Annotated in this window: 16 protein-coding genes; 6 read left to right on the forward strand and 10 right to left on the reverse strand. The window is 74.4% G+C overall.

The features are described from left to right. The first annotated feature begins 29 nt into the window (after positions 1–29). The 3 genes from ACZ7GJ_RS20285 to ACZ7GJ_RS20295 are packed head-to-tail and all read left to right on the forward strand — an operon-like array spanning position 30 to position 4,018. Positions 30–1,268: a cytochrome P450 gene (locus ACZ7GJ_RS20285; protein ID WP_470753438.1), complete on the forward strand. Its 1,239-nt coding sequence runs from the start codon at positions 30–32 to the stop codon at positions 1,266–1,268. A gap of 31 nt (positions 1,269–1,299) precedes the next feature. Next, positions 1,300–2,289: a hypothetical protein gene (locus tag ACZ7GJ_RS20290; protein WP_470753439.1), complete on the forward strand. Its 990-nt coding sequence runs from the start codon at positions 1,300–1,302 to the stop codon at positions 2,287–2,289. 40 nt (positions 2,290–2,329) lie between these two features. Continuing rightward, positions 2,330–4,018, forward strand: coding sequence for an FAD-dependent monooxygenase (locus tag ACZ7GJ_RS20295; protein WP_470753441.1), 1,689 nt, complete (start codon positions 2,330–2,332; stop codon positions 4,016–4,018). Here ACZ7GJ_RS20295 and ACZ7GJ_RS20300 read toward each other — a convergent pair. Together ACZ7GJ_RS20300 and ACZ7GJ_RS20305 are read right to left on the reverse strand one after the other, a co-directional pair. Then, entirely contained in the window at positions 4,015–5,412 is a 1,398-nt protein-coding gene (locus tag ACZ7GJ_RS20300; RefSeq protein WP_470753442.1) for a GntT/GntP/DsdX family permease, read from the reverse strand. The two genes, ACZ7GJ_RS20295 and ACZ7GJ_RS20300, sit on opposite strands and share 4 nt — an antisense overlap. An 87-nt stretch (positions 5,413–5,499) precedes the next feature. Then, on the reverse strand, positions 5,500–6,006 hold the full coding sequence (locus tag ACZ7GJ_RS20305; protein ID WP_470753443.1) for a gluconokinase: 507 nt from the start codon (positions 6,004–6,006) through the stop codon (positions 5,500–5,502). A 137-nt stretch (positions 6,007–6,143) separates the two neighbouring features. Between ACZ7GJ_RS20305 and ACZ7GJ_RS20310 the strand changes: the two genes are divergently transcribed. Next, a complete protein-coding gene (locus ACZ7GJ_RS20310; RefSeq protein WP_470753444.1) occupies positions 6,144–6,854 on the forward strand; it encodes a FadR/GntR family transcriptional regulator in 711 nt (236 codons plus the stop codon). A 12-nt stretch (positions 6,855–6,866) separates the two neighbouring features. On the opposite strand, the gene ACZ7GJ_RS20315 is transcribed toward ACZ7GJ_RS20310, so the two are convergent. Beyond that, entirely contained in the window at positions 6,867–7,727 is an 861-nt protein-coding gene (locus tag ACZ7GJ_RS20315; RefSeq protein WP_470753446.1) for an NAD(P)-dependent oxidoreductase, read from the reverse strand. 303 nt (positions 7,728–8,030) lie between these two features. Here ACZ7GJ_RS20315 and ACZ7GJ_RS20320 point away from each other — a divergent pair, with 303 nt between their 5' ends. Continuing rightward, complete coding sequence (locus ACZ7GJ_RS20320; RefSeq protein WP_470753447.1) at positions 8,031–8,678, forward strand: lysophospholipid acyltransferase family protein; 648 nt, start codon at positions 8,031–8,033, stop codon at positions 8,676–8,678. 14 nt (positions 8,679–8,692) lie between these two features. Here ACZ7GJ_RS20320 and ACZ7GJ_RS20325 read toward each other — a convergent pair whose 3' ends face one another. The 4 genes from ACZ7GJ_RS20325 to ACZ7GJ_RS20340 form a co-directional block, all read right to left on the reverse strand. Further along, positions 8,693–9,403, reverse strand: a complete 711-nt coding sequence (locus ACZ7GJ_RS20325) for a hypothetical protein (RefSeq protein WP_470753449.1) — start codon at positions 9,401–9,403, stop codon at positions 8,693–8,695. Positions 9,404–9,523: 120 nt separating this feature from the next. Next, entirely contained in the window at positions 9,524–10,378 is an 855-nt protein-coding gene (locus ACZ7GJ_RS20330; protein WP_470753450.1) for a PhzF family phenazine biosynthesis protein, read from the reverse strand. Positions 10,379–10,458: 80 nt separating this feature from the next. After that, complete coding sequence (locus tag ACZ7GJ_RS20335) at positions 10,459–10,890, reverse strand: GNAT family N-acetyltransferase (protein WP_470753452.1); 432 nt, start codon at positions 10,888–10,890, stop codon at positions 10,459–10,461. Positions 10,891–10,920: 30 nt separating this feature from the next. Then, positions 10,921–11,868, reverse strand: a complete 948-nt coding sequence (locus tag ACZ7GJ_RS20340; RefSeq protein ID WP_470753454.1) for an alpha/beta hydrolase — start codon at positions 11,866–11,868, stop codon at positions 10,921–10,923. 204 nt (positions 11,869–12,072) lie between these two features. Here ACZ7GJ_RS20340 and ACZ7GJ_RS20345 point away from each other — a divergent pair, with 204 nt between their 5' ends. Beyond that, the gene (locus tag ACZ7GJ_RS20345; RefSeq protein ID WP_470753456.1) at positions 12,073–12,273 is read left to right on the forward strand and encodes a hypothetical protein; all 201 of its coding nucleotides are present in this window, start codon (positions 12,073–12,075) and stop codon (positions 12,271–12,273) included. Positions 12,274–12,443: 170 nt separating this feature from the next. Here the strand turns inward: ACZ7GJ_RS20345 and rpsR are convergent, their stop codons facing one another. Genes rpsR through ACZ7GJ_RS20360 form a run of 3 tightly spaced genes read right to left on the reverse strand, consistent with a single transcriptional unit; the run spans position 12,444 to position 14,098 of the window. Then, on the reverse strand, positions 12,444–12,683 hold the full coding sequence (gene rpsR, locus ACZ7GJ_RS20350; RefSeq protein ID WP_470753457.1) for a 30S ribosomal protein S18: 240 nt from the start codon (positions 12,681–12,683) through the stop codon (positions 12,444–12,446). A 27-nt stretch (positions 12,684–12,710) separates the two neighbouring features. Further along, positions 12,711–13,853, reverse strand: a complete 1,143-nt coding sequence (locus ACZ7GJ_RS20355) for a CobW family GTP-binding protein (RefSeq protein WP_470753459.1) — start codon at positions 13,851–13,853, stop codon at positions 12,711–12,713. After that, positions 13,850–14,098, reverse strand: a complete 249-nt coding sequence (locus ACZ7GJ_RS20360) for a type B 50S ribosomal protein L31 (RefSeq protein WP_030843780.1) — start codon at positions 14,096–14,098, stop codon at positions 13,850–13,852. Before ACZ7GJ_RS20360 ends, ACZ7GJ_RS20355 begins: the two co-directional genes overlap by 4 nt. Between the last annotated feature and the right edge of the window lie 4 nt (positions 14,099–14,102).

Consider the following 14,102-nt stretch of genomic DNA (forward strand, 5'->3'; position numbering starts at 1 on the left):
CGTCGTCCACGGCTGCGCGGAGGTACCGGATGCGCACGGTCCACGAGGCCGCTCTCGACACGCTGCGAAGTCCCGCCGCACGGAGCGGCGGCGGGCGGGCCGATGCCGTGCGCTTCGCCGCCACCCACACCCTGCCCGTCCTCGTACGCGGCTTCGTGAGCGGCGGCCGGGTCCGGGCGACGCACCCGTACGCCGCACCCGCCCGCCCGGGCTGGTCCGCCGCCGCGCTGCGCGCCCTGCGCGTACGGCACGGGGGCGCCCCCGTCCTCGTACGCGGCCTCGCCGGGACCGTGCTCGTCCTGCTGGACCCGCAGGACCTGCGCCGCTTCCACACCGAGCCGCCCGGCGGCCCCGGCGCGGCGCGCCGCCGGCTCCACGACGAAGTACTGGCCGCCGGCGCCCCCGTACACCCCTCGTGCGGGCCGTTCCTGGCCGCCGTCGCAGCCGAGGCCCCGCTCCTGACGGCCGCCGCAGGCCTCGAACTGGCCCGCGCCCGCCACGCGGTGGCCCGCATCGCGCGGCGGATCGTCCTCGGCGACGCCGCCGCCGGAGACGAGGAACTCGCCGCACTGCTCGGCCACCTGCGCAGCGGCCGCGCCCGCGGCTCCCGTACCGTCCGCGACAAGGCCGTGGCGCGGATCCGGCAGTACGCCGCCCAGGCCGCGCCGCACACCCTCGCCGGCCGGGCGGCCCGCCACGGCGACCCCGTCGGCCCGGCCCAGCACTGGCTCGCGGCCATGGACGCGGTCCCCGCGACCCTCCTGCGCACCCTGCTGCTGCTCGGGGCCCACCCCGCCGAACAGGACGCGGCCGCCGCCGAAGCCGCCGCCGGTGCCCGCGGCGAACTGCCCCGCCTGCGGGCCTGCGTCCGGGAGTCGCTGCGGCTGTTCCCCGTGGTGCCCGACCTGGTCCGGGTCACCCGTACCGAGACCGAGTGGCGGGGCGAGCGCCACCCGGCGGGCACCACCGTCCTGGTGCCCGCCGCCTTCCACCAGCGCGATCCCGAACACGTACCGGCCGCGCACGTCTTCGTACCGGGCCGCTGGAAGACCCCCGACGCCGACCGCGACATCCGGATGGCCCCCTTCGGCCACGGCCCGGGACGCTGCCCCGGCAGCCGGCTCGGACTGCTGCTCACCGCCGCGCTCTGCGCCGAGGTGCTGCAAGGCCACCGCGTCGAGTCCACCCGTCCGGTGCTGAACCCGACGGGGCCGCTGCCCCTGACGCTGGACCCGCAAGGAATCAGGCTCACGCTCCTCCACCGCTGACCCGACACCCCCACTGCAACGCGAGGAACCCATGTCCGACGCCGTCACCTCCGAGTCCACCGACCCGGACGTCGACCTGCTGGGCGCCGTGTGCCGCGAGCTCGCGGAAACCGCCGACGCCGTCGGCGAGGCCGCCCGGCACGCCTCCGAACTGGCCCTCGGCGCCCGCCTGCCGGCAACCGCGCTCGCCCGGGGCAGGCGCCGCAGACCGGCCTGGCGCACCCTGCTGCGCACGCTCACCGACCCGGCGGGCCTGGGCTGGGCCCCGCGCGGCCGGGGAGTGGCGGCGGCGGGCCGGCTCGCCGGGATCCTCGCCGGGCGCGAGAGCCTCGCCGTCAGCATCGCCGTGTGCGGGCTCAAGGCCCGGATCCGGGCCGCGAGCGCCGGCCGGCCCGAGCTGGCGGCGGACCCGGACGCGGCCGCCGTGCTCAAGGCCGTCGAAGAGGACCGGCAGGGCGAGGCCGTCCGCGCGTTCCGCGCGATCATGCGCGACCGGGGTACCGAGTACGCCTTCACGCTGCTCTCCCCGGCCTTCGCCGATCTGCTCGCCTGGCACGCGCTGACCGACGACAACCCGTTCAACGACCACGCCGGCTGGCAGGTGGCCACCGGCCGGGCCATGACCGCCGAACCGCTCCTCGGCTTCGGCGCCGCCTGCCGGGCCTTCTTCGACCGCGGCCCCGGCGACCCCCTACCGCCGGGGACCGCCCGCCGGATCACGGCGGCCCGGGCGGCCGCGGCAGACCGGGTCACGGCCACCGGCGTCGTGGCTGCCGTCCCGCCCGCCGCCGCACCGGTGCGCGCCCCGGCCCAGACGCCCGCCTCGGCACTGCGCTCGCACGCGGCCGGGCTGCGCTCGCACGCCGTCCGGCTGCGCGCCGCCGTGGTCCACCTGCGCTGGCCGGGGCCGAAGGGCGAGGCCTTCCGTACCGAGGTCCGCGGGTTCGCCGACCGCTGCGCCGTCGCCGCGAACGGCTTCGCGCTGGCCGCGGCCCAGCTCGACGCGGCCGGGTCGCCGTAGACGGCACGCCACGCGACGATGGACGCGGAGGCGACGCCACATGGTGCACACCGACACTCGGGACGTACTGATCGTGGGCGCCGGCCCGGTCGGCCTCACCGCAGCGTTGGAACTGCGCCGGCGCGGCGTGGACTGCCGCCTGATCGACCGGCTCCCGGAGCGGCTGCCGTACGCGAAGGCCGTCGGCATCCAGCCCCGCACCCTGGAGATCTGGGACCGGATGGGCCTCGTCCGCTCCGCCCTGGACGCAGCCGTGCCGCTGCTCGGGCAGTTGCTGTACGTCAACGGCGTGGAGCAGCCGCGCATCGAAATGCGGCTCCCGCCCGAGGTCCCGTACGCCTTCGCCGCGCTCCCGCAGTACGAGACCGAGCGGATCCTGGAGGAGCACCTGGCCCGGTACGGCACCCGGATCGAGCGCGGCACCGAACTGGTGTCCTTCGCCCAGGACGCCACCGGGGTCACCAGTCGGCTGACGACGGCTTCCGGGGCCGAGGAGGAGGTCCGGTCAGGCTTCCTGGTGGGCTGCGACGGGGCGCACAGCGCGGTCCGCAAGGGGCTCGGGCTCGCGTTCGAGGGCGGCGCCTTCCCCGAGGAGTACATGCTCGCCGACGTGCAGGTCGACTGGGACCTGCCGCACGGCTACGGCGTACGGGCCATGCACCGCGACGAGGACGGCGCCGTCGACGACGTGCTGGTCTGCATCCCGCTGCCCGGACCCGGCCGGTACCGGCTGTCGATGCTGGTCTCGCCCGAGGTGTCCGCCCGCGGCCGTGAGGGCGGGGCCGCGGACGGCGTCGCCCACGGGCTGGACACGAGCCGCGGCCCCGCACTGGCCGACGTACAGCAGGTCCTCGACCGCCTGTCGCCGCAGCCGACGGTCGCCTCCACCCTGCGGTGGTCCTCGGTGTTCCGCATCAGTCACCGGATCGTGGACCGGTACGGGGAGGGGCGGGTCTTCGTCGCCGGAGACGCGGCCCACATCCACCCGCCGACGGGCGCGCAGGGCATGAACACCGGGATCCAGGACGCGTACAACCTGGCCTGGAAGCTGGCGCTCGCCGTCGAGGGCGCCGCCCACCCGGCCCTGACGGCGAGCTACGACGCGGAACGCCGGCCCGTCGGCGAGGAGGTCGTCGGCCGCACCGTCCGGCACGCGACGCAGGGCGGCGTACAGGCCGATCCGGCGGATCCGGCGACGATGATGCTGCGGGAGGCGCAACTGCTCGTCGGCTACCGCGGGAGCCCCGTCGTCGGCGCGGTGGCGGACGCGGACGCGGCGCCGCGGGGCGCGCAGGGCCCGCAGGCAGGGGACCGGGCACCGGACTGCGGGGGCCTGACCCGGGCCGTCACCACTTACCCGCTGCGCCTCTACGACCTGCTGCGGGACCGCGCTGGCCATGTGCTGCTGCTCTACGCGGACCCGTCCGGGGACGGGGCGTTCGGCGAACTCGCCGCCACCGCCCGGGCCTTGTCGGGCGGCCGGGTGGAGGCCTGCGTCCTGCTCGCCGACGGTGCACCGGGCGTACCCGCCGACTCCGACTCCGACGGGGCGGGGCCGCTGCCCGTGTACCGCGATGCCCGCGGGGAGTTCGCGGGGGCCTACCGCCCGCAGGGCCCGACGCTGTTCGCGGTGCGCCCGGACGGCTACCTGGGTGCCCGGTGCTCCCCGCCGACGCCGCAGGCCCTGGCGGCGTACCTCGCGGAGGTGTTCCGCGTACCGCTCCGCTAGAGGACCAGTGACAGCAGGAGCACGAAGCCCAGGCCGACCACCGAGATGATGGTCTCCATCACCGACCAGGTCTTGAGGGTCTGGCCGACCGTCATGCCGAAGTACTCCTTGACCAGCCAGAATCCGGCGTCGTTCACATGGCTGAAGAAGAGCGAGCCGGCTCCGATGGCGAGGACGAGCAGGGCCGTCTCCGACGTCGACATGCCGGCGGCGAGGGGCGCGACGAGGCCGGCCGCCGAGATCGTGGCGACCGTCGCCGAGCCCGTGGCAAGCCGGATGGCCACCGCGATCAGCCAGGCCAGCAGCAGGGCCGGGATGGACCAGTTCTCCGAAAGGTCCAGGATCATCCGGCCGACGCCCGCGTCGATCAGGGTCTGCTTGAAACCGCCGCCCGCGCCGACGATCAGCAGGATGCCTGCGATCGGGGCCAGGGACTTCTCCACCGTCGACGACAGCCGCTCCCTGGTGAAGCCCGCCGCCCGGCCGAGGGTGAACATGCCCACCAGGACGGCCGCGAGCAGGGCGATCAGCGGCGAGCCGGCGACGTCGGTGACCTTCTGGACCGAGTTGGCGGGGTCGTTGACGACGATGTCGACCAGAGCTTTGACCAGCATCAAGGCGACGGGCAGCAGCACGGTGAAGACCGTCGCCCCGAACCGGGGACGGTGCTCCAGCTGTGCCGACGGGCGCTGCGTGATCATGTGCTCCGGTGCCGGGATGTCGACCCACCGGGCCGCGTACCGGGAGAACAGCGGGCCGGCGATCACCACGGTCGGGATCGCGACGAGCACGCCGAGCGCGAGCGTGACCCCCAGATTGGCGTGCAGCGCGTCGACCGCGACCAGCGGGCCGGGGTGCGGCGGGATCAGCCCGTGCATCACGGACAGGCCGGCGAGCGCCGGGACGCCGATCCGCATCAGGGAGTAGTTGCCCCGCTTGGCGACCAGCAGGACCACCGGGATCAGCAGCACAATGCCGACTTCGAAGAAGAGCGGCAGCCCGATCACGGAGGCGATGAGCACCATGGCCCACGGCATGGCCCGGCCCTTCGCGCGGGCGAGGATCGTGTCCACGATCTCGTCCGCGCCGCCGGAGTCCGCGAGGAGCTTGCCGAGTATCGCGCCGAGGGCGATCAGTACGCCCACGCCCGCGACGGTCGAGCCGAGCCCGGCGGTGAAGCTGGCGATCGTCTTGGCGAGCGGTGCGCCGGCGAACACCCCGAGGGCGAGCGAGCCGAGCGTCAGCGCCAGGAAGGCGTGCAGCTTGAGGCGGGTGATGAGCAGGACGATGACGGCGATGCCCGCGAGGACGGCGATGCCCAACTGGGTGGTGCCCGCCGAGGTGATCGGTTCGGTGGCGGCCGCTGCCAGTGTCTCGACGCTGAGACCGGTCACGGTGGTTCCTTCGTTCTCGAATTTCTCGGGTGCTTGATCGGGTGCTTGATCGGTTGCTCGACGGGGCGAGGGCCGTCAGGGCTGCTGTCAGTACACGGGGAGCCGGCGCAGGGCGGCCAGCGCCCGCTCTGTGATCTCTTCCGGGGTTCCCGAGACGTCGACGGCCACGCCGAGTTCGTCCGCCTGGAGCGGTTCCAGCGTCGCGAACTGCGAATCCAGCAGCGTCGTGGGCATGAAGTGGCCCTTGCGGGCGGCCATCCGCCTCTCGATCAGCGGGCGCTCACCGGTGAGGTGCACGAACACCGCCTCGGGAGCGGTGGCGCGCAGCCTGTCGCGGTAGGCGCGCTTGAGGGAGGAGGCCGCGACCACGCCGCCGCGGGCGGCGGCCCGGTTGCGGATCCACTCGCCGATGGCGTCGAGCCAGGGCCAGCGGTCCGCGTCGTCCAGCGGGGTCCCGGCGGACATCTTGGCCACGTTGGCCGCGGGGTGGAAGGCGTCGCCCTCCGCGTACGGGATGCCCAGCGCGTCCGCGAGCAGTGCGCCCACGGTCGTCTTGCCCGTGCCGGCCACGCCCATCACCACAATGACGCGCATCACCGCGTACCTCGCTGTCCTCGTCGACATCGGTTCGTGTGGGCACCACTGAAGCCCATTAAGTAGTACTTATTCAAGAGGTCAGCGATAAAACATCACATCTTTTGTTCAGTGGGGCGTCACCGTACGCTTACGCCATGACCACAGAAGGCAGTCCTGTACAGGGGCTTCACTCCCGCGTGCTGGACACCCTCGGCCTCGCCATCACGGCGGGGGAGCATCCGCCGGGCAGTGTCCTGCGCACCGACGAGATCGCCGAGGACTTCGAGGCCTCCCGCACGGTGGTCCGGGAGGTCGTCCGCGTCCTGGAATCGATGCACCTGGTCGAGTCCCGGCGCCGGGTCGGCGTCACCGTGCGGCCCACCGAGGAGTGGAACGTCTACGACCCGCGCGTCATCCGCTGGCGCCTCGCCGGCAGCGACCGGCCGCGCCAGCTGCGCTCCCTCACCGTGCTGCGCTCCGCGATCGAGCCGGTGGCGGCCGGGCTCGCCGCCACCCGGGCCACCCCCGAGCAGTGTGCAGCACTGACGGAGGCGGCCCTCGGCATGGTCCGCACCTCGCGCGGCCACCAACTGGAGGGCTACCTCCACCACGACATCGCCTTCCACCGGATCGTGCTCGACGCCTCCGGCAACGAGATGTTCGCCCGGCTGGGCGACGTGGTGGCCGAGGTCCTGACCGGTCGCACCGAGCACGAGGTGATGTTCCACGACCCGGATCCGGCCGCCGTCACCCTGCACGTCCAGGTGGCCGAGGCCGTACGGGAGGGGGACGCGGCCCGTGCCGAGGCGCTGACCCGGCAGATCGCCGTGGGCGCGCTGGAGGAGCTCGACGTACTCGCTCCGTGAGGCCTTCCGGGGCTACGGGGTATCGGGGAAGCCCGCGAAATAGCTGGCCGCCATGTCCTCGGCCCCGTGGCCCTGGGCGTCGGCGCGCTCGAAGCGGGCGCGCGCGGCGACCGCCAGGTCCACCGCGATGCCCGCCTCCCCGGCGGCCTCGGCAATGAGAGCGGTGTCCTTCGCCGCGCCCTGGACCGTGAAGTTCGGGGCGAAGTCCCGGTCCAGGACCGCCCGCATCTTGGCCTGGAGGTACGCGTTGTCCATCGGCCCGCCGGTCACCGCCTCGGCGAAGAGCTCCGGGTCCACCCCGAGGCCCTCCGCCAGCGCGAGGGCCTCGCCGACCGCCGCCGTCACCGTGATCGCGTACCCGACGGTCGCGAGCTTCAGGCGGGTCGCCGCGCCCGGCTCGTCCCCCAACCGCAGGATCTTGCTGCCGACGGCGGCGAAGACCGCGTCCAGCCGCGCGTCGGTCGGCCCGGAGGTGAGCACCACCAGGGTCCCGGCCTCGGCGGGCTGACGGGTGCCCTGGACCGGGGCGTCCACGAAGACGAGCCCGTGCTCCCGGGCGAATCCGCCCAGTTCGTCGAGCGCGGCCACGCCTACCGTGCCCATCTGGGCCCACACCTGCCCGGCGTGCAGCCCGGGTACGGCCGCGGTCATGGCCCGGGCCACCGCGGCCCCGTCGTTGAGCATGGTGAGCACCACCTCGGCCCCGGCCACCGCCTCGGCCGGCGTGTCCGCCACCACCGCCCCTTCGGCGGCCAGCGAAGCCGCCTTCTCCCGGGTCCGGTTCCACACCCGCAGCCCGTGCCCGGCTCGGAGCAGGTTCCGGGCCATGCCCGACCCCATGATCCCGGTCCCCAGCAGCGCTACTGCGCTCACGGCGTCACTTCCCTTCCGGAAACGTCCAGTACGCACAGTCTCCGCCCATGATGTCCCCACCGGGGCGAGGAGAGCACGACCGAACCCCGGCGTCGCGATGCCGGCCTGGTACCGGCGCCGTCGGTGTTGACGCCGGTGAACTCGTCCACATGGGGCAGGAGTTGCGCGACGGAGGGCTGCTGCCCGGAGCGGCGCGGGTCCCCAGGTGGGGGTGAGTACGGCTACTCATGCCCTCGCCGCCCGCCCGGCCGAGGATGGACGGCAGTACCGCATCACCGCAGCGCCACCCGAACGGGGTCGTCCATGCTCAGCCGAATCGCCGCCGCCGTCGTACCCGCCTTCGGGCGGCTGACGGTCTCCGCCGACCCCGCGGCGCTGCCCGCCGCCGGCAGCATCATCGTCGCCAACCACACCTCCCTCGCCGACCCCGTCGTCGTGGTCGCGGCCCTCCGGCGCTACGGGATCGACCCCGTCATCCTGGCCACCGGAGGGCTGTGGCGGGTGCCGCTCCTCGGGTCGGCGCTGCGCCGCGAGGGGCACATCGCCGTCCACCGCGGCACCTCCCGCGCCCGCGATTCCCTGGATGCCGCGGCCGCGGCCCTCGCCGCCGGGCGCAGCGTGCTCATCTACGGCGAAGGCCGCCTGCCGGAGCGCCTCGACGCGGGGGAGTCCGCCCCGGGTCCCTTCCGTAGCGGTCCGGCCCGGCTCGCGGCCGCGACGGGAGCCCCCCTCGTGCCGGTGGGCCAGGCCGGCGCCCGCCGGCTGTGCTCCGGCAGCCCGGGCAAGCAGCTCGCCGGAGCCGTCACCGCACCGCTGCGGCGGCCCTGCCTGCACGTCCACGTCGGTGCGCCGCTCCACCTCCCCGACCGGGTGCCGCAGGCGACGGACCGCGCGCGCCGGGCCGTCACCGCCGCGTGGCGGACCGCGGTGCTCGCCCTGGGCGAGCGGTAACCGGCGCAGGGCGCTCAGCGGGTGGTGTGCGGGAGGTACACGTGGGTGGCGGCGGTCCGGTCGCCGTCGGTGTCGACGAAGTACACCATCAGCGGAGTGCTGCCGGTCGGCCCGCCGGCCGTCGCGCGCAGCCGGTAGCGCTCGATGCGCACGGCCTCGCGGGCGAGCGGGGCGCCGCCCGTGTACGAGGACTCGGGCATGTGGTCGTTGGCGATCCGCAGGGCGGCCGCCTTCCAGGTGCCCGAGGACGCGTCGAAGCGCTCCAGCGCGAAGCCCGGCCCGCTGCCCGGAAGGTCTCCGGGTTCGCCGACGAGGAACTCCATCTGGAAGGCGACCAGCAGGTGCCCGTACGCAGCCGAGTTCCCGTTGCGCAGGGTGACGGTGAACTCCTGCGCGGGGCCGCCGCGTACCAGGGCGAGCGCGCCGCCCCGGGTCTCGACCGAGGCCTTCAGCCGGGTCGGAGCGGGCGGGGGCGGGGTCGGGGTCGGGGTCGGGGTCGACGACCGGGACGGCGCGGAGGATGCGGGACTGGGGGGCGCCGACGCCGAAGCGGAGAGGGAGGGGGATGGGGACGGCGACGCGGAGGTCGATGGCGTCGGCGACGCCGTGGCCTTCGTGGCCTTGCCGCCCTCGCCCTCGCCCTCGCACCCGGTGGCGGCCACCAGCAGGACGGCGGCCGCGGCCAGCGTGGACAGGACCCGGCCGGGTCGGGCAGGTGCAGGCATGGACGGGTCCCCAGGAGTCGGCTGAGGCACGAACGTAACAAGCAGGCGCCCCGCCGACGAGATCGGGCGGGCCTCGGGGCGGCGACGGTTCGGTCACGGCCGCCCCGCCCCCGCCCCTGGTCAGACGCGCAGGGTCGCTTCCAGCACCGTCACCGCGTGCCCGGAGAGGTGTACGCGGTCACCGTGGAGCGTGGTCCTGACCAGGCCGGTCCGAGCCGAGGCCTGCAAGCCCGTGAGCCCGTCGCCGCGGCCCAGCCGGGCGGACCAGAAGGGAGCCAGCGCGGTGTGCGCACTGCCGGTGACCGGGTCCTCGGGAATGCCCTCGGCGGGCGAGAAGAAGCGGGACACGAAGTCGTACCCCAGGCCCGCGGAGGCCGCCGGCGCGGTGACGATGACCCCGCGCAGGTCCTCGCGAAGGGTCAGCGCGGCCACCGCCCCGAGGTCCGGCCGCACCGCCCGGACGGCGGCCTCGTCGGGCAGCACCGTGAGCAGGTCGCCCAGGGCGCCCGTACGGTACGTGGCCTCGGGGCGCACCCCGAGGGCTTCGGCCAGGCCCCGCGGCACCGGAACCTCGGTGGCCGGGGCGGCGGGGAAGTCCAGGGTGATGGACCCGTCGTCCTCGGCCCGTGCGGTGAGGACTCCGCTGAACCGGCTGTGGAACCGCACCGGTCCGGGCAGCAGGCCTTCCCGGCGCATCGTGTGGGCCGTGGCCAAAGTGGCATGGCCGCACAGATTGGTCTCGACGAGCGGGGTGAACCACCGGATCTCCCAGTCGGCCCCGTCCCGGGCCTCGCCCCCGGTCCCCCCGCCGGTCGGCAGCGGCAGGGCGAAGGCCGTCTCCGAGTGGTTGAGCTCGGCCGCGACCTGCCGCAACCAGTCGTCGTCCGGCCATTCCCCGGCGGGGAGCAGGCAGACTCCGGCGGGGTTTCCGGCGAAAGGGCGGGTGGTGAAGGCGTCTACGATCTGGATGCGCATGCGGCGAACGTACCGAGGCCAATCCTGTCCGCGGCAAGGCCAATTCCAGGAAAGTGGACTACCTGGCGGGCCGCGCGGCCTCAGACCAGCGGCTTCTCGAAGTTGAAGGCGGTCACCGCCATCCGCTCCCGGAAGTAGAAGCGGTGGGCGTCGGTGCGCTGGGTGCCGGAGTCGAGCGTCAGTGCGGTGCATCCGGCAGCCCTGGCGTGCCCCTCCAGGTGCGCGAGGAGCGCGTGGCCCACACCGGTGGAGCGGGCGGTCGCTGCGGTGACGAGGTCGTCGACGTAGAGCTTGCGGACCAGGTGGGTGTTGGCGACGATCCGCCAGCCGGCGGCGCCCACGCACACCCCGGCGTCGTCGTAGGCGGCGCTGAAGCGCAGCCCCTGGCCGTGCCCCTCCGCGAGGATCCGCAGGAACAGCTCCTCGGTGAGGTGGGGGCGCAGTTCGAGCAGTACGGGGAGCAGGTCGCCGGTCAGCCGGGGGTCGCCGTGCTCGAAGTCGATGATCTTCATGGGCCAGCCTTAATGCGCCGCGCGGACGCGTCAGTCGAGCCGTCGCCGCAGCTCCGCGACGAGGTCGGTGACGGCCGCGTCGGAGACCGGGTCGATGGCGGCCAGGTTGAGGAAGGCGTGGATGAGGCCCGGATAGGTGCTGGAGTAGACGTCCACGCCGGCCGATGCGAGGGCCTCGGCGTAGGCCACCGCCTCGTCGCGCAGCGGGTCGTACTGGCCGGTGCCGATGACGGCGGGCGCCACGCCCCTGAAGTCCTCCGCGAGCAGCGGCGAGATCCGGGGGTCCTTCCGTACGGCCGGGTCCGGGCCGGCGTAGAGGAACTGGAGGGCGAGGATGCTCCGCGCCGTCAGCAGGTACCCCTCGGCGTTCTCGCTGCGGGACGGGTGGTCGCCCGCGAGGTCGGTCGCCGGGTAGAAGAGCAGCTGGGCGGCGAGCGGGCGGCCCTCGTCGCGGAAGGCGAGCGCGACGGCCGCGGCCAGGTTCCCGCCCGCGCTGTCGCCGGCGAGTGCGAGCCGGTCGGGGCGGTCGCCGTAGTCGCCGATGTGGTCGGCGACCCAGCGGGCAGCCGCCAGGCAGTCCTCGTAGCCGGCCGGGAAGGGGTGTTCCGGTGCGAGGCGGTAGTCGACCGCGACGACCACCGCGCCCAGGTCGTGGCAGAGCCTGCGGCAGGGGGCGTCGTGGGTGTCGAGGTCGCCGGTGAGCCAGCCGCCTCCGTGGAAGAAGACCACCGTGGGCGCCGCGGCCGGACCGCCGCCCGGCCGGTAGACGCGTACGGGCACCGCTCCCGCGGGGCCGGGCACGGTCGTGTCCGCCACCGGCCCGATGTCGGCCGGCCCGGTTGCCGCCGCCGGGACCACCAGCGCGCCGAGCTCCTTCTCCCGGCTGCGCAGTACGGCGGGGTCGGTGGTGAGGACGTCGAGCGGCGGCAGGACGTTGATCTGGTCGAGGAGCGCCTTGAGGGCAGGGGCCACGGGCATGGCGAGCCACCTCCGTAGGTGAACGGCCCCACCGTCCCATCATCGGGCCGCACCCGCATGCCGGGCGGGGCGGGATCGGGCCTGGCCCGGAGCGGAGCTTCGGCCAATCGGCTTGGTCTTGACCCCGCCCGGCCGTTCGGCGGGACACGGCGGCGGCCGCTCCCTAGGTTCGGAGATGCCCCTCCTCCCGTGAAAGGTGCATCCATGCGTTCTGTGCGTTCCGCGCTCACCGTCCTCGCCGCCGCTGCCATCGTCCTCGGCGGTGCGTCCGCCGCCTGCGCCGACGTGACGGTCAACGCCCCGGCGGAGAACTCGTACGTGATCGTCTTCGGTGACTGGTCCCAGTTCGCCGTCGACGACATCTTCAACGCGGGCCACGACAACACGGTGGGTTCCAACAACTGAGCTAGCGCACTGCGGCCCCCGGCCCCCGCCCTGCTGGGCGGCCGGCCCGTGGTGCTGGACGCGGGGCGGCCGGTCGAGGAAGGTCCCGCCACGAGCGGCGGGGCACGGGGCCGACAGCACGACGCTGCCGCCGGTCGGCAACCGACCGGCGGCAGCGTGTCCCCCGGGTCCTACCGGCCGCTGACGTACGGGAGCAGCGCCATCTCGCGGGCGTTCTTGATCGCCGCGGCGAGCTGGCGCTGCTGCTGCGCCGTGACGCGGGTGATCCGGCGGCTGCGGATCTTGCCCCGGTCCGAGACGAACTTCCGCAGCAGGTCGGTGTCCTTGTAGTCGATGTACGTGATCCCCGCGGCGTCCAGCGGGTTGGGACGCGACTTCGGGGGCTTGAGGGCGGGCTGGCGACGGGCCATGAGGAATTCCTTGGTGGTCAGGTCAGGTCAGGAGACGGGGTCGAGCAGCGAGTCGAAGGCGGCCGGGAGCCTCTTCCAGGCCTCCGGCCCCGAGGCGTACTCGGCATCGGTGAGCAGGCAGGAGTCGAGGAGCTGCGCCAGGCCCTGCCGGTCGAGGCCCGGGGAGGTGAAGACCAGGTGCTGGCAGCAGTCCCCGTGTTCGGGGTGCCAGTCGAGCGAGGCGGCCGCCCTGCGCATCGGCGGGACCAGCTCCCAGGCGGCGTCCGGCAGGGAGGCCAGCCAGGGCCCGGCGTTCTCCACGCACAGGGCGCCACCCGCGGCGTCCCAGGCGAGCAGCGTGTCGGGCCGGTCGGCGAGCCAGAAGCGGCCGCGGCTGCGGGCGGCGGCGCAACAGAGGTCCTCCAGCGCCTGGTAGAGCCGCTCGGGGTGGAAGGGGCGGCGGCGGTGCCAGACGAAGGTGGTGACCCCGGCCTCGTCCGCGTCCTGGGGGAGCAGGGCGCAAGCCGGGTGCTGGGCGGCGGCCGCCGTATCCACGTCGAAGCCCGCGAGGGCCGCCCGGGCCAGTTCCCCGGATCCGGCCGACACCTGGCGGGCGGTCGGGTGGAGCTGCGTGAGCAGGGCGCGGTCCTCGTCGTCGGCCTCCTCGCTGTCCACGAGGGCGAGGACGGGGGCGTACTCCAACTGCCGCGCCCAGGTGTCCCCGACGGTGCGCTGGTCGGTGGCGGCCGCGGCGAGGCCCGCCTCCGCCAGGTCGTCGCCGTTGACCAGGTAGGGAAGTACGAGCGCGGGGTCGACCGCGGTGATCACGCCGGTGAGGTCGAGTACGTCGCCGCCGTGCGCGACGACGACCTCGGCCATCGCCTTGGGTTCCACGGAGTCCCACAGTTCGACGACGGCCAGCCGGGTCGTGCCCCCGTCGGCCAGCCGTTCCAGCTCGGGGACCAGGTCCTCGCGCAGGGCGCAGCAGGCGCAGTCGTTGAGCAGCGGCGCCTCGCCGCGGGACAGCTCGCCCGAGGCGTCGCGCACCAGGCGCAGCACCGTGCCCGCGGGCGCGGTGGCCAGGTCGTGGTGGAGGGCGACACTGCCGGGCACGGTGTGCAGCAGCCGGTCCACGACCTGCTTGCGGGCGTCGGAGTGGAGCCCGCCGACGATGACGACGGGCAGCCTCACTTGCGGCCTCCGTAGCGGCGCTCGAAGCGCTCGACGCGGCCCGCGGTGTCCAGGACGCGGGCGGTGCCGGTGTAGAAGGGGTGGCTCTGCGAGGAGATCTCGACGTCGATGACGGGGTAGGTGTTGCCGTCCTCCCACTCCACCGTCTTGTCGCTGGTGGCGGTCGAGCGGGTGAGGAAGGCGAAGTCGGCGGCCTTGTCGCGGAAGACGACGGGGCCGTAGGCGGGGTGGATTCCGGGCTTCATGGCG

The organism is Streptomyces sp. NPDC037242, from assembly GCF_055604165.1.

What these genes read in the sequence shown, in the direction of transcription:
- ACZ7GJ_RS20285 (WP_470753438.1), top strand. Translation starts at nt 30, where the DNA reads ATGCGCACGGTCCACGAGGCCGCTCTCGACACGCTGCGAAGTCCCGCC.
- ACZ7GJ_RS20290 (WP_470753439.1), top strand. Translation starts at nt 1,300, where the DNA reads ATGTCCGACGCCGTCACCTCCGAGTCCACCGACCCGGACGTCGACCTG.
- ACZ7GJ_RS20295 (WP_470753441.1), top strand. Translation starts at nt 2,330, where the DNA reads ATGGTGCACACCGACACTCGGGACGTACTGATCGTGGGCGCCGGCCCG.
- ACZ7GJ_RS20305 (WP_470753443.1), bottom strand. Translation starts at nt 6,006, where the DNA reads ATGCGCGTCATTGTGGTGATGGGCGTGGCCGGCACGGGCAAGACGACC.
- ACZ7GJ_RS20310 (WP_470753444.1), top strand. Translation starts at nt 6,144, where the DNA reads ATGACCACAGAAGGCAGTCCTGTACAGGGGCTTCACTCCCGCGTGCTG.
- ACZ7GJ_RS20320 (WP_470753447.1), top strand. Translation starts at nt 8,031, where the DNA reads ATGCTCAGCCGAATCGCCGCCGCCGTCGTACCCGCCTTCGGGCGGCTG.
- ACZ7GJ_RS20325 (WP_470753449.1), bottom strand. Translation starts at nt 9,403, where the DNA reads ATGCCTGCACCTGCCCGACCCGGCCGGGTCCTGTCCACGCTGGCCGCG.
- ACZ7GJ_RS20330 (WP_470753450.1), bottom strand. Translation starts at nt 10,378, where the DNA reads ATGCGCATCCAGATCGTAGACGCCTTCACCACCCGCCCTTTCGCCGGA.
- ACZ7GJ_RS20335 (WP_470753452.1), bottom strand. Translation starts at nt 10,890, where the DNA reads ATGAAGATCATCGACTTCGAGCACGGCGACCCCCGGCTGACCGGCGAC.
- ACZ7GJ_RS20340 (WP_470753454.1), bottom strand. Translation starts at nt 11,868, where the DNA reads ATGCCCGTGGCCCCTGCCCTCAAGGCGCTCCTCGACCAGATCAACGTC.
- ACZ7GJ_RS20345 (WP_470753456.1), top strand. Translation starts at nt 12,073, where the DNA reads ATGCGTTCTGTGCGTTCCGCGCTCACCGTCCTCGCCGCCGCTGCCATC.
- rpsR (WP_470753457.1), bottom strand. Translation starts at nt 12,683, where the DNA reads ATGGCCCGTCGCCAGCCCGCCCTCAAGCCCCCGAAGTCGCGTCCCAAC.
- ACZ7GJ_RS20360 (WP_030843780.1), bottom strand. Translation starts at nt 14,098, where the DNA reads ATGAAGCCCGGAATCCACCCCGCCTACGGCCCCGTCGTCTTCCGCGAC.